The 18,507-nt window shown below is 61.1% G+C and carries 17 protein-coding genes; 8 read left to right on the forward strand and 9 right to left on the reverse strand.

Annotated elements, in window-relative coordinates; genetic code table 11:
* Nucleotides 1–17: 17 nt before the first annotated feature.
* The 4 genes from AC07X9_RS11050 to AC07X9_RS11065 form a co-directional block, all read right to left on the reverse strand.
* Nucleotides 18–1,073, reverse strand: coding sequence for a DUF3667 domain-containing protein (locus AC07X9_RS11050; RefSeq protein ID WP_017181986.1), 1,056 nt, complete (start codon nucleotides 1,071–1,073; stop codon nucleotides 18–20).
* Between the two features lie 51 nt (nucleotides 1,074–1,124).
* Nucleotides 1,125–1,358, reverse strand: a complete 234-nt coding sequence (locus AC07X9_RS11055; RefSeq protein WP_017181987.1) for a hypothetical protein — start codon at nucleotides 1,356–1,358, stop codon at nucleotides 1,125–1,127.
* A gap of 122 nt (nucleotides 1,359–1,480) precedes the next feature.
* Complete coding sequence (locus AC07X9_RS11060; RefSeq protein WP_017181988.1) at nucleotides 1,481–3,001, reverse strand: fumarate hydratase; 1,521 nt, start codon at nucleotides 2,999–3,001, stop codon at nucleotides 1,481–1,483.
* Between the two features lie 101 nt (nucleotides 3,002–3,102).
* On the reverse strand, nucleotides 3,103–3,747 hold the full coding sequence (locus AC07X9_RS11065; RefSeq protein ID WP_017181989.1) for a glutathione S-transferase family protein: 645 nt from the start codon (nucleotides 3,745–3,747) through the stop codon (nucleotides 3,103–3,105).
* Between the two features lie 470 nt (nucleotides 3,748–4,217).
* On the opposite strand from AC07X9_RS11065, the gene AC07X9_RS11070 reads away from it, so the two are divergent.
* Genes AC07X9_RS11070 through AC07X9_RS11085 form a run of 4 tightly spaced genes read left to right on the forward strand, consistent with a single transcriptional unit; the run spans nucleotide 4,218 to nucleotide 8,758 of the window.
* On the forward strand, nucleotides 4,218–6,149 hold the full coding sequence (locus AC07X9_RS11070) for a ribonucleoside-diphosphate reductase subunit alpha (protein ID WP_037514163.1): 1,932 nt from the start codon (nucleotides 4,218–4,220) through the stop codon (nucleotides 6,147–6,149).
* Between the two features lie 60 nt (nucleotides 6,150–6,209).
* Nucleotides 6,210–6,473, forward strand: a complete 264-nt coding sequence (locus AC07X9_RS11075; protein WP_017181991.1) for a hypothetical protein — start codon at nucleotides 6,210–6,212, stop codon at nucleotides 6,471–6,473.
* 12 nt (nucleotides 6,474–6,485) lie between these two features.
* Entirely contained in the window at nucleotides 6,486–7,535 is a 1,050-nt protein-coding gene (locus AC07X9_RS11080) for a ribonucleotide-diphosphate reductase subunit beta (RefSeq protein ID WP_017181992.1), read from the forward strand.
* A gap of 44 nt (nucleotides 7,536–7,579) precedes the next feature.
* Nucleotides 7,580–8,758: an MBL fold metallo-hydrolase gene (locus tag AC07X9_RS11085; protein WP_176342131.1), complete on the forward strand. Its 1,179-nt coding sequence runs from the start codon at nucleotides 7,580–7,582 to the stop codon at nucleotides 8,756–8,758.
* Nucleotides 8,759–8,772: 14 nt separating this feature from the next.
* On the opposite strand, the gene AC07X9_RS11090 is transcribed toward AC07X9_RS11085, so the two are convergent.
* Nucleotides 8,773–9,288 (reverse strand): DUF3617 domain-containing protein, encoded by a 516-nt coding sequence (locus AC07X9_RS11090; RefSeq protein ID WP_017181994.1) that lies wholly within the window; start codon nucleotides 9,286–9,288, stop codon nucleotides 8,773–8,775.
* Nucleotides 9,289–9,371: 83 nt separating this feature from the next.
* Complete coding sequence (locus AC07X9_RS11095; RefSeq protein ID WP_037514165.1) at nucleotides 9,372–9,929, reverse strand: DUF3617 domain-containing protein; 558 nt, start codon at nucleotides 9,927–9,929, stop codon at nucleotides 9,372–9,374.
* Between the two features lie 61 nt (nucleotides 9,930–9,990).
* Between AC07X9_RS11095 and AC07X9_RS11100 the strand changes: the two genes are divergently transcribed.
* The 4 genes from AC07X9_RS11100 to AC07X9_RS11115 all read left to right on the forward strand — a co-directional run bounded on the left by AC07X9_RS11100 (nucleotide 9,991) and on the right by AC07X9_RS11115 (nucleotide 15,240).
* Nucleotides 9,991–10,599, forward strand: coding sequence for a DNA/RNA non-specific endonuclease (locus AC07X9_RS11100; protein WP_241763597.1), 609 nt, complete (start codon nucleotides 9,991–9,993; stop codon nucleotides 10,597–10,599).
* Between the two features lie 22 nt (nucleotides 10,600–10,621).
* Nucleotides 10,622–11,014 (forward strand): hypothetical protein, encoded by a 393-nt coding sequence (locus AC07X9_RS11105; protein ID WP_017181997.1) that lies wholly within the window; start codon nucleotides 10,622–10,624, stop codon nucleotides 11,012–11,014.
* Between the two features lie 40 nt (nucleotides 11,015–11,054).
* Entirely contained in the window at nucleotides 11,055–13,238 is a 2,184-nt protein-coding gene (uvrB, locus tag AC07X9_RS11110; protein ID WP_017184280.1) for an excinuclease ABC subunit UvrB, read from the forward strand.
* Nucleotides 13,239–13,395: 157 nt separating this feature from the next.
* Entirely contained in the window at nucleotides 13,396–15,240 is a 1,845-nt protein-coding gene (locus tag AC07X9_RS11115; protein ID WP_026002596.1) for an ABCB family ABC transporter ATP-binding protein/permease, read from the forward strand.
* Nucleotides 15,241–15,250: 10 nt separating this feature from the next.
* Here AC07X9_RS11115 and AC07X9_RS11120 read toward each other — a convergent pair whose 3' ends face one another.
* From AC07X9_RS11120 to AC07X9_RS11130, 3 genes are all read right to left on the reverse strand, one after another.
* Nucleotides 15,251–15,760, reverse strand: a complete 510-nt coding sequence (locus tag AC07X9_RS11120) for a hypothetical protein (protein WP_017184278.1) — start codon at nucleotides 15,758–15,760, stop codon at nucleotides 15,251–15,253.
* A 46-nt stretch (nucleotides 15,761–15,806) separates the two neighbouring features.
* Complete coding sequence (locus AC07X9_RS11125) at nucleotides 15,807–16,205, reverse strand: acyl-CoA thioesterase (protein ID WP_017184277.1); 399 nt, start codon at nucleotides 16,203–16,205, stop codon at nucleotides 15,807–15,809.
* A 115-nt stretch (nucleotides 16,206–16,320) separates the two neighbouring features.
* Nucleotides 16,321–18,408, reverse strand: a complete 2,088-nt coding sequence (locus AC07X9_RS11130; RefSeq protein ID WP_026002595.1) for a S9 family peptidase — start codon at nucleotides 18,406–18,408, stop codon at nucleotides 16,321–16,323.
* Nucleotides 18,409–18,507 lie beyond the last annotated feature (99 nt).

Genomic DNA, 18,507 nt, shown 5'->3' on the forward strand with positions numbered 1-18,507 from the left:
CCGCCGGACGCCCGGCGTCATCCCATCATCACCAGCATGGTGAAGAACAGCGCCAGCGCGAGACAGGCGAACATATAGAGCAGGGGCAGCCGCCACATCGCGCCAAAGCGCGACAGGCTGTAGGCGTCCTTCATCTGTCGATACATATGCCAGGCGGCGTAGAGCAGCAGCGCCGTCGTCACCAAACCGGCGGTGACATGCAGCGCCGACAACAGCATCGACAATGAAAAGAGCAGGGACATGAAGGCGATCGAATAGGTGACGTAGATCGCATGGTCGTACATCTTGAAGCGGCGGTTGAACGGGAAGAGCAGCCACACGAACGGCATGGAAAACAGGATCAACGCCCAGGAGAATTTATAGGCATTGGCCTTGAGCTTGTAATAGGCCAGTTCCGGGTCTTTCGCCGCCGCGCTGACGACCTCTCCCACTGTGGCCGCGACTCCGCCATTCATGCCCTCGCCACGCAGGGTTTGCGTCATGTTGGCAGCGAGCGTCATGCCCTGTCGCTCCTCGCGCGCCTCGCTCAAATCCTCGTTCAGCTTCTCGCGCCGCTTCGGCGTCAGGCCCGGCTCTTTCAACCGTCTTTCTATCTTCGCAATCCGCGCGTCGGCCTTGGCCTCTTCGGCGCGCAGTTCCGCGATGGCGCCATCGTCCATCTGCACCATCTTGCCCGCGCTGGCGCCATGGCCGCTGGTGAGCGAGAAGATGGCGTACATGAGGAAGGCGCTGAACAGGAACAGCGCGAAGGGCGACACGAATTTCGCGCGCTCGCCATGGATGTAGCGTCGCGTCAGCTTACCCGGACGCAGCGCCAGTTCGGGCAATGTCCGGAATATCTTGCCTTCAAAATGCAGCACGCCATGGGCCAGATCATGGCCGATCGCGCCGAAGCTGCGATGGAGATGCGCCGCCTGCCCGCATTGCGCGCAATAGGCGCCGGTCAGTTCCGCGCCACAATTAAGGCATTTGCCATGGCCATCATGATCGGATTCGCCATGCCCCGGCTCGACCGCGCGCGCGATCATGCCTCCGGTGATGGCGTCCCCCGCCGCGTCGATTTCCCCCGTCATGGGGGACAGGATAACAGCGGTGTATGGCGCTTGCCAGACAGTTGTTTGCGTTTAGCTGGGCTGGACGCCGGGCGGTACATGGTGTGCCAGGTTCCGCCCCATCGTCCAGTTCCCCTCCAGCCGCACCAGCGGATTGGGCGCGCACCAGATTTCGCCGCTGTCGGACAGGCCGGTGACCCAGATCAGATTATGTTCCTGCCCATAATCGATGACGGCAAGGGCATAGCCCTTCCCCTTGCCCTCCACATGGACGGGCAAGGGTGGGTCGAGTTGCGTGAAGGACATGGGACTGGCTCCGGCATGAAGGTGCGGAGACAATGCCGTGTAGCGGCCGGGGTTCCGGCCCCTTGATCCAGGTTGGTGCGATTAGCTGATCCCCCCACGCACGGCATGGGGGGCGGCTTGCGTCAGGCGTTTTCGAGCAACCCTTCGCGCTTGATCTTTTCCTGCCAGACCAGCGGGGCGAGATGGTGGACATTCTGGCCTTCGCTATCGACCGCAACGGTCACGGGCATGTCCTGCACATCGAATTCGTAGATCGCTTCCATGCCCAGATCCTCAAAGCCCACGACCTTGGCCCCCTTGATCGCGCGGGCGACCAGATAGGCGGCACCACCGACCGCCATCAGATAGGCGCTCTTATGCTTGGCGATGGCTTTGGTCGCCGCGACCCCGCGCTCGGCCTTGCCAACGCAGCCCAGCAGGCCTTGCTCCAGCATCATGTCCATGAAGCTGTCCATGCGCGTTGCGGTGGTGGGACCGGCAGGGCCGACCACTTCGTCGCCGACCGGATCGACCGGACCGACATAATAGATGACGCGGCCCTTGAAATCGACCGGCAGGCTCTCGCCGCGGCTCAGCATGTCCTTGATCCGCTTGTGCGCGGCGTCGCGCCCGGTCAGCATCTTGCCGTTCAGCAGCAGCCGGTCGCCATGCTTCCAGCCCTGGACGATGTCCGGCGTCAGCGTGTTGAGATCGACGCGGATCGCTTCCTTGCTCGGCGTCCAGTTGACGTCGGGCCATTCGGACAGCTTGGGCGCTTCCAGATAGGCGGGGCCGGAGCCGTCCAGCGTGAAATGGGCGTGGCGGGTGGCGGCGCAATTGGGGATCATCGCCACAGGCTTGCCCGCCGCATGGCAGGGATAGTCGTAAATCTTGACGTCCAGTATGGTGGACAGGCCGCCCAGACCCTGCGCGCCGATGCCCAGCGCATTGACCTTGTCGAAAATCTCGACCCGCATCTTCTCGATCTCGGTCTGCGGTCCGCGCGCCTTGAGCTCGCCCATGTCGATCGCGTCCATCAGGCTTTCCTTGGCCAGGGCGACCGCCTTTTCCGCGGTGCCGCCAATGCCGATGCCCAGCATGCCGGGCGGGCACCAGCCGGCACCCATTTGCGGCACCATCTCCAGCACCCAGTCGACGATCGAATCGCTGGGGTTCATCATCTTGAACTTGGTCTTGTTTTCGCTGCCGCCGCCCTTGGCCGCGACGTCGATCACCACCTTATTGCCGGGCACCATTTCGACCGACAGGACGCAGGGCGTATTATCCTTGGTATTCTGGCGGCTGAACGCGGGATCGCGCAGGATGGAGGCGCGCAGGCGGTTTTCGGGGTTGAGATAGGCGCGGCGCACCCCTTCGTCGATCACCTCCTGCATCGACCGGCTATTATCGTCCAGGCGGCATTCCATGCCCCATTTGACGAACACATTGACGATGCCGGTGTCCTGGCAGATCGGGCGATGCCCCTCCGCACACATGCGGCTGTTGGTCAGGATCTGGGCGATGGCGTCCTTGGCCGCCGGGCTTTGTTCGGCCTCATAGGCTTTGCCCAGCGCACGGATATAATCCATCGGGTGATAATAGCTGATGAACTGAAGCGCGTCGGCGACGCTCTCGATCAGGTCGGCGGTCTTGATGAGCGTCATCTTACCCAAATCCCTTATGTCTGCGGCCCGGCCCTGCACGGCGGGTTCCTGCTCGGGCAGCGGCTAATCAGGAATCGCCCGCCTGTCCAGAGAGGGGAGGCCTAGCCGTTCGCAAAGGGGAACATCGGCCACCATGGTTCCTTCTCCATCAGCACCCGCGCGAAGCTGGGCCGCGCGACAAGCCGGGCGAGATAGGCCGCGAGGCGAGGATGATCGCTGCCGATCGGCGCGATCCTGTCGGCATAGAAGAGCGCGGGGGCCGCCGCGCAATCGGCCAGGGTGAAATTGTCGCCCACTGCCCATCCCTGCGCGCCGATGCGCGTTTCCAGCAAGGCATAGGCTTTTGCGATCAGGGCGCGCGCTTGCTCTACGCCATAAGGGTCGCGCGAGTCGGCCGGGCGCAGCCGGTCGGCGACGATCGCCTGCATCGGCGTCATCACATAATTGTCGAACAGCCGGTCCATCATCCGCACCTGTAGCGCAGCGTCGGGGTTGAGCGGTATCGGCCGGAAGGTGCCCGGCTCATGCGTCGCCAGATATTCGATGATGATGCTGGCTTCGGCGACGGTCATGTCGCGGGTCGAATCGCGCAATACGGGAAATTTGCCGATCGGCCACAGCGCCAGCCATTCCTGCGCCACATCCTCGCCCTCCAGCATGCGCGGCGTGAAGGGCGTGCCATTTTCGTAAAAGGCGATCAGCACTTTCCAGCAATAGGAAGAGAGCGGGTGATAATAGAGAATCATCGGTCGGCCTCTGCATAGGGGGAACGGGGCAGTCAGTCGGAGGCGACACCATAGCCCCTTTTGCGTGCGCCCACGCATTTGCGTGGCAAGCCAAAATTATTTTTTATTCCGCTTTTCGCTCTTGTCTTTCGGGGGAACGAGGAAAGTCCACGCGTCGCTGCGTCGCAACGGGTAGAAACAGCGATGAACGGAATCGGAACAGCGACGAATTGAGTCCCTAAACCGTCATTTACCCTCTTGCGCGCAAAACAGGCTATGGCACTATCTGTGGTATCGGGTAAACGGGGGTCACCCAACAGATAGTGATTGCGTCGCTGGACCGGTTTTCAGCGCAAGGGGGATTTTGTCCCTGCAATCCCGTCAGTTGGTCCCATTTCGACCCCGTTGCGATACGGTATCTGCTAGGGTGTTGGCACCTGCCGAACACCGCTTGACCGAATCGAACGGAACGGGAACATTCGGGGGCGTACATGGATTTTCGTGATAGTGGACAGGGTGGTACAAACGACGTGGCGACTGTGATGGATGATGTGATGGACCGGGTGAGCGAACAGCCTGTCGCGCCGACCAAGGCCGAACCTTTGTCCTCTTCCTCGGTGCAGGAACGACGCTTCGACGTCGTGACCGATCCGTCGCGCGACGCGCTGCTGACCGAGTTTGGCAAGGACACGCTGAACGACCGCTATCTGCTGCCCGGCGAAAGCTATCAGGATCTGTTCGCCCGCGTGGCGGCGGCCTATGCCGATGATCAGGCGCATGCCCAGCGCGTCTATGACTATATCTCCCGTCTCTGGTTCATGCCCGCCACCCCGGTCCTGTCCAACGGCGGCACCGGACGCGGCCTGCCGATCAGCTGCTATCTCAACAGCGTGGACGACAGCCTGGAAGGCATCGTCAACACCTGGAACGAGAATGTCTGGCTGGCCTCACGCGGGGGCGGCATCGGCACCTATTGGGGCAGTGTGCGCGGCATTGGCGAGCCGGTTGGCCTCAACGGCAAGACCAGCGGCATCATCCCCTTTGTCCGCGTCATGGATTCGCTGACGCTGGCGATCAGCCAGGGCAGCCTGCGTCGCGGTTCCGCCGCCTGCTATCTTGACGTCTCGCACCCGGAAATCGAGGAATTCCTTGAAATTCGCAAGCCCAGCGGCGACTTCAACCGCAAGGCGCTGAACCTGCATCATGGCGTGCTGCTGACCGACGAGTTCATGGAAGCGGTGCGCGACGGCAGCGATTTCAACCTGCGCAGCCCCAAGGACCAGTCGATCCGCGGCACCGTCAATGCCCGCGCGCTGTTCCAGAAGCTGGTCGAAACCCGCCTGGCCACGGGCGAGCCCTATATCGTGTTCAACGACACGGTGAACCGCATGATGCCCAAACATCATCGCGATCTGGGCCTTAAAGTCTCGACATCGAATCTCTGTTCCGAAATCACCCTGCCGACGGGTCGCGACCATCTCGGCAATGACCGCACCGCCGTGTGCTGCCTTTCCTCGATGAACCTGGAAACCTGGGACGAGTGGAAGGATGAGAAGCTGTTTGCCGAGGATATCATGCGTTTCCTCGACAATGTGCTGCAGGACTATATCGACCGCGCGCCGCCCGAAATGGCGCGCGCCAAATATAGCGCGATGCGCGAACGATCGGTCGGGCTTGGCGTCATGGGCTTTCACAGCTTCCTGCAGGCGCGCGGTATCCCGTTCGAAGGGGCCATGGCCAAGTCGTGGAACCTGCGCATGTTCAAGCATATCAAGAGTCAGGTGGACGAAGCCTCGATGCAGTTGGCGATCGAGCGCGGCCCCTGCCCCGATGCTGCCGATCAGGGCGTGATGGAGCGTTTCTCCTGCAAGATGGCGATCGCGCCGACCGCGTCCATCTCCATCATCTGCGGCGGCACGTCGGCCTGCATCGAACCGATCCCGGCGAACATCTATACCCACAAGACGCTGTCGGGCAGCTTCTCGATCAAGAATCCCTATCTGGAAAAATTGCTGGTCGAAAAGGCCAAGGATTCGACCAATGTCTGGAACTCGATCCTGGAGCATGGCGGCTCGGTCCAGCATCTCGACTTCCTGAGTCAGGAAGAAAAGGACACGTTCAAGACCAGCTTCGAAATCGACCAGCGCTGGCTGCTCGAACTGGCCGCCGACCGCACACCCTATATCGACCAGGCGCAATCGCTCAATCTGTTCATCCCCGCCGATGTGGAGAAATGGGATCTGCTGATGCTCCACTTCCGCGCGTGGGAACTGGGCATCAAGTCGCTTTACTATCTGCGGTCCAAGAGCGTGCAGCGCGCGGGTTTCGCGGGCGGGGTGGAAGCCGACAACACGATCGACGCACCCAAGTTCGAACTGGCCGGCGGCAGCACCGATTATGACGAGTGCCTGGCCTGCCAGTGATGTAATTCCCTCTCCCGTCGGGAGAGCGCGCTGGTCATGCTTCGGAGTGGAGTTTTAGTGATGTGGTTCGTCGTCGCTATGTCCCTCTGCTCGATTGGCTATGGTGCCCACGCCATGATCCGGTCGGAGCAGGTCGCGCGGAAAAATGCGGCGTTCATTGCTAGCGGCAAGGAAAGCTATTTTGAGCAGCGGCGGGAATGGCAAGCCTATGGCACCACTCCACCCGCTGATGAAGCGACCGTCCGAACCAAGGGTCGCAAAGAAATTCTGGCTGGCATGATCGGCCTGTTTGCCGCTGCTGCCTTCACTTATTTTGCGAACTAAGGAGTTCGATTCATGTCCCTTCTCCAAGCCTCCAAAGTCTACAAGCCGTTCGAATATCCCTGGGCCTATGAGTTCTGGAAGCGGCAGCAGCAGCTGCACTGGCTGCCCGAAGAAGTGCCTTTGGGCGAGGATTGCCGTGATTGGGCGCAGAAGCTGTCCGATCATGAGCGGAACCTTTTGACGCAGATTTTCCGCTTCTTCACACAGGCGGACGTGGAAGTGCAGGATTGCTACCACGAAAAATATGGCCGCGTGTTCAAGCCGACCGAGATCAAGATGATGCTGACCGCGTTCAGCAACATGGAAACCGTCCATATCGCCGCCTACTCGCATCTGCTCGACACGATCGGGATGCCCGAAAGCGAATATTCGGCCTTCCTCCAATATAAGGAGATGAAGGACAAGCACGACTATCTGCAACAGTTCGGCGTCGACACGGACGAGGATATTGCCCGCACGCTCGCCATGTTCGGCGGCTTTACCGAAGGGTTGCAGCTCTTCGCCAGCTTCGCGATGCTGATGAACTTCCCGCGCTTCAACAAGATGAAGGGCATGGGGCAGATCGTCACCTGGTCGATCCGCGACGAAACGCTCCATTGCGAGGGCATCATCAAGCTGTTCCACGCCTTCTGCGCCGAACGCCAGTGCCTGACCCCTTCGGTCAAGGACGACATCATGGACATGTGCCAAAAAACCGTCCGTATCGAGGATGCGTTTGTCGATCTGGTGTTCGAAATGGGTCCGGTGCCGGGCATGACGCCCAAGGACATCAAGAAATATGTCCGCTATATCGCCGACTGGCGGCTGGGCCAGCTGGGCCTCAAACCCATCTACATGATCGACGAGCATCCGCTCCCCTGGCTGACCCCGATGCTCAATGGCGTCGAACATGCCAACTTCTTTGAAACCCGCGCGACCGAATATTCAAAGGGCGCGACGCGCGGCCAGTGGAACGAGGTCTGGGACGCGTTCGACCGCCGCAAGACCCGCGCAACGCCCGCCAATGCGGACGAAGCAACCGATCCCGACATGTTCAAGGCGGCGGGCATCGCGGCGGAGTGATTGCCAAATTCGTGAAGGGCATCGGGGTGACATTGCTGTTTGCAATGGTCGCCCTGTGCCTGGCCGTCACGATCGTGCCGCCCTTCCTTGACCGCATCTATTATGAAGGGCCGGTGAGCCGTCACTATGACGGCGCGCATTTCTTCAATCCCGATGGGGTGATCGACGTGCCCGCCCCGCCGGGGACGAGTCGACGGGGCTTTATCGCCAGCTGGCTTCTGGGCCATGACGACCGGCCACAATGGCCCGACGCGATCGCCGTCAAGCCCGCCCGCCCCGCGCCCTTCGCGGCGCCGCGCGGGATGGTGGCGACATGGGTGGGCCATGCCACGGTGCTGGTGCAGGCGGCGGGCATAAACATATTGACCGATCCGATCTGGTCGGACCATGCCAGCCCCCTGCCCCCCTTCGGCCCCAGGCGGATCGCGCCGCCGGGCATCCGCTTCGATGATCTGCCCCGGATCGACCTGATCGTCCTGAGCCACAATCATTATGACCATATGGACCTGCCGACGCTGAAGCGATTGTGGGAGCGCGACCGGCCCAGGATCGTCACCAGCCTGGGCAATGACACGATATTGAAGGCGCACGGCATCCCGTCGACCGCACTTGACTGGGGCCAGTCGGTCAGCGGCGCGGCGCTCAACGGGCTTGCCCCGCAGGCAGTGATCCAGTGCGGCAATTACGAACATTGCCCCGACTATCGCGTCCATGTGACCCGCAACCATCATTGGGGCAGCCGCTGGGGCACGGATCGCAACCGCGCGCTCTGGTCCAGCTTTCTGATCGAGACGCGCGCGGGCAACATCTTCTTTGCAGGCGACACCGGCGCGGGCGACATGGGCTGGCCCTATGAAGCCGCACGCTTCGGCCCGATCCGGCTGGCCCTGATCCCCATCGGCGCGTTCCGCTTCTGGAAAGGGCAGATGGCGTCGGACGCGCATATCGGCCCGCAACAGGCGGTGGAAGTGTTCAAACGGCTGGGCGCGTCGACCGCGATCCCGATCCATTGGGGGACGTTCCACCTGTCCTACGAACAATGGAATACGCCGCCCCGTATGCTGGACCTGTTCCTGGCGTGCGAAGGCATAGAGCGCCAGCGCTTCGCCCCGCTGCGGATCGGCCAGTCGCTGCTGGTGCCGCCCTACGCCGCCGTAGCGCAGGACAAGGGATCAAAGCGCAAGCGACAGTGCGACTGGCGCGCGATCAGGGCGCTGGAATAGCGCCCCGTCCGGCGTCAGCCCTTGGGGCAGTCGCCTATCCGCTTGCCCGACAGGTCATAGGTCGCGCGCAGCACCGCGCCGCCGCCTTCCGACTGCGTCATGGTTTCGCCCAGCGTCAGCGTGTCAGCGGTATAATTGCCTTCCAGCGCAATTTCCGACGTGCCCTTGCCCGCCGTACAGGCCAGGGTCGCGATCATGCGGCCCTTGCGGACCATCTTGTCCTTATAGGTGCAGTCCGTGCCATCCTTGCCCGCCATCGCCGCCACGTCCGGCAACCCTTCGGCATCGACCGAAAGGCAGACCTTATCCTCGCTCGTCTGCTTGAGCGCCGCCTGATATTGCTCCGGCGTGACGGTCGGCGTGTTGTAACCGGTGGTCTTGCGGGTCAACACCCACTCGCCCGCCTGCATCAGGATCGGCGTTTCCTCGACTTCCGGCGCCGGGGCCGGTTCGCTACAGCCACCAAGGGCCAACATCGTTACGAGCGGCATGATCGCAAGCGGCATCCCCGCCAGCACGGTCTTTCGCATAACCTCTCCCCTGTTCTCTTGGTCGGAACAGGCAAGAGGCTCTACCCGTCGCGCGCAAAGCGCAAGCGGAAATGCGTGGAGACTTATTCCGCCTTGGTGCAGTCAGGGCCGATCCACTTGCCTTCGGAACGCGCCTTCATCGCCATGGCCGCGCCATTGGGGCCACCCGCCATCTTCATGTCCATGTCCATCGAATAGGCCTCTTGCCCATAGGTGCCCGACATGCTGGCCTGCATCGTGCCGCCATCCGCCTTGCACGACACCTGCCCCTTCACGCTGCCACCGCTGACGGCAAAGCCCTGATAGGTACAATCCTTGTTTTCCTGACCGGAAAACATCTCGCCACTGGGATTGGCCGCTTCTTCAGGCGTGACGCAATATTTGAGCGACGTCTGGCTCATCATGCTCTTCATCTGGTCCTTCATGCCAGCGGGCGCGCCGGGCATATTGGACAGGTCGATATCCTGCACGGTGAAGCGCCCTTCCCACTGGCCCGCCTTCAACTGCACCTTGTCGACCGCAGCCTTGACCTCTTCCTTGGTCATGGACACACCGCCATTGGCTGGCGCGTCGCCGGGCTTGTCGCCGCAGGCAGCGAGCAACAGGGTCATGGTGGCGGCGGCAAATACAGCTCTGATCATCGCTTATCCCCTCATCGCGTCGGCATGGGCTGGGCCGTGGATAGCCGAGCATATCAAGCCGGTGCGACATTGCAAAATTTTCCCCGAAATGGATGGGCATCAGACCTATCTGGATGCCGGACGGGCCGCCAAGAACAAGTTTCTGGCCTTGGCGCATTATATGGATACGCATGGCGGAAAATCACCGCCAGACCCCGCTGATCCACCGTCGCTGGAAAGCCAGATCCTCGACAACAACTGGCGCAAGGAGACGAAGAATGGCTATGATTTCCATATTGATGTCATTGCGCGACCGAGGGAAGTCGTCGCTGAGCTTACAGACGGCCCGATTGCCGCGCGCTCACGGCGTGCTCAGGCTCAGGCGGGTCAGCCAGATCGCCGTCCGGGCGATGATGGCGGTCATTTTATCGCTGCCAGCTTCAACGGTCCCGGCGACAGCGTCAACCATTTCGCCCAGGACCGGAATTTCCACCGTGGCGCCTATCGCGCCATGGAAGATGGCTGGGCGAGGAATTTGCGAGACGGTAAAAGGGTCGTCGTCCATATCGTTCCGCTATATGAAGGAACATCCAAACGGCCCTATCGCATCCATGTCACGTGGCGCGTCAATGGCAGGGAAGAATTCAGGGATTTCTCGAACGAAAGCAAAGTCAAGCCCCGTGACCGATAAACTTGACGCCTTGGGGTCGCTCATGAACGAGATTGGACTCGAATTGGCCGCCTTGGTCGGCGGCGATCCGAATGGTGTTTTCCTTTATGTTGAAATCGGCGAGGGTTGGGTGAGTCCCAGCGTTTTTAGGGATGAGGGAGAAGTCATCCGCTATTACAATCCGCGTGAGACAAATCTTAGCGACGTGCTGTGGGAAGCTTGGTATCTGGAACCAGATGGACCAAATATGCGATGGTCGGTTCTGGAATATGCCATCCAAGACAAAAAATTCCACGTCAGCATGAAATATCCCGAAGAGATCAACGTGGAAGTTGTCGATGACGAACGGCGGGAAGCCGCCCTGCGTGCGCGTTTCGGTGACAAGCCTGTTATCTATCCACCCCCGCCCAAAGGCGCGTTCGAGTTGAAGCCCTGACGTCAATTGCGTCCTGACGCAAACACCCCATATTGCCCCCATGGCCATCCAGATCCGCACCACGCTCGACGAGCCCGACACCGAAACCAGCTTCGTGCCGCATCGCCCCGCGCGACCGGACAAGAGCGAGGGCGGGCGCCCGTTCAAGCTGGTGAGCGATTATGAGCCATCGGGCGACCAATGCACCGCGATCCCCGAACTGGTGGAACAGGCACTGGCAGGCGAGCGCGATCAGGTGCTGCTGGGCGTTACGGGCTCCGGCAAGACCTTCACCATGGCCAAGGTGATCGAGGCGTTGCAGCGCCCGGCGCTGATCCTGGCTCCCAACAAGATCCTCGCCGCGCAGCTTTATGGCGAGTTCAAAAGCTTCTTTCCCGACAATGCGGTCGAATATTTCGTCAGCTATTATGATTATTACCAGCCCGAAGCCTATGTGGCGCGGTCGGACACTTATATCGAGAAGGAAAGCAGCGTAAACGAGAGCATCGACCGGATGCGCCATTCGGCCACGCGGTCGCTGCTGGAACGGGACGACTGCATCATCGTCGCATCCGTTTCCTGCCTCTATGGCATCGGCTCGGTAGAAACCTATTCGGCCATGACCTTTTCCATGAAGAAGGGCGGGATAGAGGATCAGCGCGAGATCATCCGCAAGCTGGTCGCGCTCCAATATAAGCGCAACGACGCAGGTTTTGCGCGCGGCAATTTCCGGGTGAAGGGCGACAATCTGGAAATCTTCCCGTCCCATTATGAGGATACCGCCTGGCGCATATCCTTTTTCGGCAACGAGATTGAGGCCATCGTCGAGTTCGACCCGCTGACCGGCAAGAAGGTCGCCAGCCTCGATTATGTGAAAGTCTTTCCCAACAGCCACCATGTCACCCCCGGCCCGACGCTGAAGCAGGCGATGGAGGCGATCCGCTTCGAACTGGCCGAACGGCTCAAGGAGCTGGAGAGCGAGGGCAAGTTGCTGGAGGCGCAGCGGCTGGAGCAGAGGACCAATTTCGACCTGGAGATGATCGCGGCGACGGGATCATGCGCGGGAATCGAAAATTACAGCCGCTTCCTGACTGGCCGCCTGCCCGGCGAACCGCCGCCGACCCTGTTTGAATATCTCCCCGAAAACGCGCTGCTGTTCGTGGATGAAAGCCACCAGACCGTGCCGCAGATCGGCGCGATGGCGCGCGGCGACCATCGGCGCAAGATCACGCTGGCCGAATATGGCTTCCGCCTGCCGTCCTGCATCGACAACCGTCCGCTGCGCTTCAACGAATGGGACGCCATGCGGCCTCAGACGGTCAGCGTCTCCGCCACGCCCGGCAAATGGGAAATGGAGCAGACCGGCGGCGTGTTCAGCGAACAGGTGATCCGCCCCACCGGCCTCATTGACCCCCCGGTCGAGATCAAGCCGGTCGAGGATCAGGTGGACGACCTGATCAACGAATGCCGCAAGGTCACGGCCAATGGCTATCGCACCCTGGTCACCACGCTGACCAAGCGGATGGCCGAGGATTTGACCGAATTCATGCATGAGGCGGGAATCAAGGTCCGGTACATGCATAGCGATGTCGAGACGCTGGAGCGGATCGAACTGATCCGTGACCTGCGGCTTGGCGTCTATGACGTGCTGATCGGCATCAACCTGCTGCGTGAAGGGCTGGACATCCCCGAATGCGGGCTGGTCGCCATTCTGGACGCGGACAAGGAAGGCTTTTTGCGTTCCGAAACCTCGCTGATCCAGACCATCGGGCGCGCGGCGCGGAACGTGGACGGGCGGGTGATCCTCTATGCCGACCGGATCACCGGCAGCATGGAACGCGCGTTGAACGAAACCGGGCGGCGGCGCGAGAAGCAGGAAGCCTATAACCGCGAACATGGCATCACGCCGACGACGATCAAGCGCAACATCGGCGACATCATCGCTCATGTGGCCAACAAGGACAGCGTGCTGGTGGAAACCGGCGATGCCGACCGGCCCCACATGGTCGGCCACAATCTGCGCGCCTATATCGAGGATCTGGAAAAGAAGATGCGCGCCGCCGCCGCTGACCTGGAATTTGAGGAAGCGGGACGGATCAGGGACGAAATCCGCAAGCTGGAGGCGGAGGAATTGGGCTTGCCGCACGATCAACAGGTGGCAGCGCCCAAGGGACGCGCGACCGAAGGCAAGCCGGGTACGCGGAAGTTGCGCTATGGCAAGACCCAAAAGAAATTCGGGCGGTAGGGGTATGCCGTTTCCCAACTAGCCGTTCGTTTCGAGCAAAGTCGAGAAACGCTGTGCTTTGGTTTCTCGACTTTGTTCGAAACGAACGGATGTGGTGTGTTATCGCACCCTCTAAACCACCGCTGGATAATCTGGCGCCGCGCTCTACATAGCGCCTATGCCGCCTGACATGCCCACATCCGCGCCACTACCTCCCGTCTGGGCGACGCTCCGGCGGTTCCTGCCCTATTTGTGGCCGGCGGATGCGCCCGCGTTGCGGCGGCGGGTGGTCGTCGCCATGCTGTGCGTGCTGGCGGCCAAGGTCATCAGCCTGGCCATGCCCTTTGCCTACAAGGCCGCGATCGACCGGATGGTGCCGGGGATGGAACCGACCGCCAGCCTGGCGATCGCGCTGGTCGCGGTCTATGCAGGCGCGCGTTTTGGCAGCGTGTTGTTCGATAATCTGCGCAATGCGGTGTTCGAGAAGGTCGGGCAGGAAGCCGGGCGGCGGCTGGCCGACGATGTGTTCGTCCACCTGCACCGCCTGTCGCTGCGCTTCCATCTCGACCGGCGCACAGGCGCGGTCACGAAGATTGTCGAGCGCGGGACCAAGAGCATCGATACGATGCTCTATTTCCTGCTGTTCAACATTGCGCCCACCGTGCTGGAGCTGATCGCGGTCTGCGTCATTTTCTTCGTGAAGTTCGGTGCGTGGCTCGTCGTCGTGACGCTGGCCATGGTCGCGCTTTACATCTGGTTCACCCGCACCGTGACCGAATGGCGCAACCAGTTGCGCCGCGACATGGTCGACATGGACACCAGCGCTGTCGCCCATGCCGTCGACAGCCTGCTGAATTTCGAAACGGTCAAATATTTCGGCGCGGAAGAACGCGAAGCCAGCCGTTACGGCACGGCGATGCGCCGTTATGCGCAGGCGGCGGTGAAGAGCGAGAATAGCCTGGCCTGGCTCAATATCGGCCAGTCGCTGATCACCAACCTGATGATGGCGGGCGCGATGGCCTATACCGTGTGGGGGTGGAGCCGCGGGCAGTTCACCACCGGCGATGTCGTGCTGGTCAATACGCTGCTGGCGCAACTGTTCCGGCCGTTGGACCTGCTCGGCATGGTCTATCGCACGATCCGGCAGGGCCTGATCGACATGGAAGCGATGTACAGGCTGATAGACACGCAGCAGGAGATTGCCGACTTGGGCGGCGCGCCTGCCCTGATCGCGTCGGGCGGCGAAGTGCGGTTCGATCATGTACGCTTTGGCTATGATCCCGAACGCGAGATATTGCACGACGTCAGCTTCACCGTGCCTGCCGGGCGGACGCTGGCGATCGTGGGGCCGTCGGGCGCGGGCAAATCCACCATCGCGCGCATCCTGTTCCGTTTCTACGATATTCAATCGGGCCAGGTCAGCATAGACGGGCAGGACATCGCCAGCGTGACGCAGGCGTCGCTGCGCGCGGCGATCGGTATCGTGCCGCAGGATATGGTGCTGTTCAACGACACGGTAGGATATAATATTGGCTATGGCCGCGAGGGCGCGAGCCAGGCGGAGATCGAGGCCGCCGCCAAAGCCGCGTCGATCCACGACTTCATCCTTGGCCTGCCGATGGGCTATGATACGCGCGTGGGCGAACGGGGTCTCAAACTGTCGGGTGGGGAAAAGCAGCGAGTGGCGATCGCCCGCACGCTGCTCAAAGACCCGCCAGTGCTGGTGCTGGACGAAGCGACCAGCGCGCTCGACAGCCGGACGGAGAATGAAATTCAGGATGTGCTGCGCAACATTGCCCGCAAACGCACCACCCTGATCGTCGCGCACCGCCTGTCCACGGTGGTCGACGCCGACGAAATCATCGTGCTGGACCAGGGCCGCATCGTCGAACGGGGCCGCCACGCCGATCTGGTGCGGGCGGACGGCCTCTATGCCGTGATGTGGAACCGGCAGGCGGCCGAGCGTGAGGATATGCCGGTCGAGCCGGGGATTGGGGATGTGTTTGAGGTGGTGCGGCCTTAGCTTTTGGCAATTAGCTGGGATAAATATCCTGCTGTCGCTGAATGATATCGGACCAGAAGGGTATGTGTCGTGGAGAACTGATTTCGTAACGACCTTCAAATTCGTTGCGAAAATACTCTTCCAAGTTTGCCCCATAATAAACCGTATCAAACCCATACATCGAGAATATCGGATTGCCCGCTTCGTTCGGCACTTCGGGAATAAAGCGATGGGAAAGCAACGGGATCAGGCGCGGTGCTGATTGGAACGCGGCGCGCACGATCTCGGCTCGCTCCACCGATAGAGCAGGAATATCTCCCCAGCCTGGCCACCAGAGGCCATTTTCCACATCGAACAATAAACAGTCCAACGGCCAGTTCAGCATTTTCCTAATGCGGTCATTTTCTGATGCCCAATTGTAGCCGTCTTCCGGCTGCCGGTCCAAGAGCAAGTCGATCAGGTCTGGCGGAAAGCGTAAGGCATAACGATCCTGTGCGTCATCCAGTTCGCTCTGGGTATAGCCTGCAATCCAGCGGTGCATTTTTCACTCCCAGTCTCAACTGGCACCCAACTGCCGCATTATCGATTCACTCACCCCCAAAATTCGCCGCCACCTCCGGCGGCACGCGCAATATGCGGCCCGTGCTTTTATCCACGATCGCCCAGGTGGATCTGGCCGTGACCTTCACCTTGCCATCGGGGCCGCTGAATTCGATCAGCCGGTCGAAGCGTGCGCCGCGGGGGGCATCGGGAATCCAGGTGCGGACCGTCACCGTCTCGCCCTCCGCCACATTGCCGCGATAGTCGATTTCGTGACGGGTCACGACCCAGACATAGGCTTCGACATGCGCCGGGTCGGCATCATGGGTCCAATGTTCGGTCGCGACCTGCTCCATCCACTGGACCCAGACCGCATTGTTGACATGGCCAAGTATGTCGATGTCGGCCGGCTGGGCGGTGATCTGGGTGGTGTAGGACGCAGCCATCTCTATCCTCCGTTCGGTGCGAGCCTGTCGAGAACAATTCTCGACACCTTTGTTCTTGTCGGGCGCTTCTCGACTTCGTTCGAAGCCGCCCGAACCGAACGGATTTGGAAAAATATCACGCCCCAGCCATCCCCATCTGCCACAAGATGAAGGCAAACTCCTCCGCGCTTTCGTGCAGGCTCTCGAACCGCCCGGATTTGCCGCCATGGCCCGCACCCATATTGGTCTTGAGCAGCAGGACATTGTCGTCCGTCTTGGTCGCGCGCAGCTTGGCCACCCATTTGGCCGGCTCCCAATAGGTGACGCGCGGGTCGTTCAACCCTGCGGTCACCATCAGCGGCGGATAATCCTGCGCCTTCACATTGGCGTAGGGGTCATAAGCCAGGATCGTCTCGAACGCTGCCTTGTCCTCAATCGGATTGCCCCATTCGGGCCATTCGCCCGGCGTCAGCGGCAGCGTTTCGTCCAGCATGGTGTTGAGCACATCGACGAAAGGCACATGCGCCACCACCGCGCCCCACAGATCGGGATCGCTGTTGATGACTGCGCCCATCAGTTCGCCCCCAGCAGAGCCGCCCGAAATGCTGATCCGTCCCTTGCTGCTATAGCCAAGGTCGATCAGCCCCCTGGCCACATCGACAAAGTCGGTGAAGGTGTTGTTGCGTTTGTCGAGCTTACCGTCGAGATACCATTGCTGCCCGAGATCATCGCCGCCGCGAATATGGGCAATGGCGAAGGCAAAGCCGCGATCCAGCAGCGACAGCCGCCCTGTCGAAAAACCCGGCTCCATCGCCATGCCATAGGCGCCATAACCATAGAGGTGCAGCGGCGCGCTGCCATCGCGCGGCAGACCGGCGGGATAGACGATCGACACCGGAATCTGCGTGCCGTCGCGCGCCGGGATCATCAGTCGCTCGGTCGCATAGCGGCTGGCGTCATAGCCTGACGGAATTTCCTGTACCTTGAGCAGCTCGAACCGCTCTTGCGCGATATGATAGTCGAAGATCGTGTCGGGCGTGACCATCGATTCATAGCCGATGCGCAGGACCGTCACGTCATATTCGGGATTGTCATCCAGCGACGCGGAATAGCTTGCCTCCGGGAATGGCAGTCGCTTTGGCGTGTGCGTCGCATAATCGCGCAGCTCGATCTGATCGAGGCCGTCCAGCCGCCCTTCCGTGACGTAGAAGCGTTTGAACAGGGTGAAGTCGGTCAGATAGAAATGCGCATCGGGCGCGATCACCTCCGTCCATTGACCGGGCGCTGCCAGCGTGGCTGTCACCAGTCGGAAATTGGGATGGGTGTCGTTGGTCCTGATGTAGAGCGTACCTTCATGTTCATCGACATCATATTCCCGGCCCGCCTGCCGCGCGGACACGAGCAGGGGCGGCGCAGTGGGATTGTCGGCGGGAATCAGCCAGGCTTCGGTCGTCACATGATCGCCCGTCGCGATGACGATCCATTTTTCCGACGAGGTAAGGCCGATCGAGACGCGGAACCCCTCATCGGCCTCGTGGAACAGTTCGACGTCGGACTCGACGCTCTGCCCCAGCCAGTGCAGCCGGGCATTGTCGGTCCGCCAGTTTTCATTGGCGAGGCCGTAGAGCAGCCCCTTGCTGTCGGACGTCCACACCAGCGATGACAAGGTGTCGGGGATCGACTCCGGCAAAATCTCGCCGGTAAAAAGATCCTTGATCCGCGCCTCGAACCGTTCCGACCCGTCATTGTCGATCGCATAGGCCAGATAGCGGCCATCCGGGCTGACCGACATCGCGCCCAGCCGGAAATAGTCATGGCCCTGCGCCAGCGCCGGTTCGTCCAGTATCAGTTGGTCAGCGCTTCCATCGTCTTTTGCGGCCACGGGCCTGCGATACCATTTGCGATATTGCGCGCCGGTTTCGAATGCGCGCCAGTAGATATAGTCGCCATCCTTTTGCGGAACGGAACTGTCATCTTCCTTGATGCGCCCCTTCATCTCGGCAAACAGCGCGTCGGTCAGCCCCTTGTGCGGGGCCATCGCCGCCTCGAACCAGGCATTTTCCCGCGCCAGATAGTCCAGCACATCCGCGTCCTTGACATCGGGATAGCCCGGATCACGCAGCCAGGCATAATCATCGCTGACGGTGATGCCATGATGGGTGATGCTGTGCGGCCGCGCTAGCGCGACGGGAGCGGCAACGGGCGACATGGTGTTTACGGTCATTCACTATCCATCTGCGAGAACAAGGCGGGCGCTGGCATATAGGCCACAGCCTGCTTATGTTGTTGTCATTATGGCCTGCGCAAGAGGGCCGATACGCAA

The sequence above is a fragment of the Sphingobium sp. GW456-12-10-14-TSB1 genome (assembly GCF_059424385.1).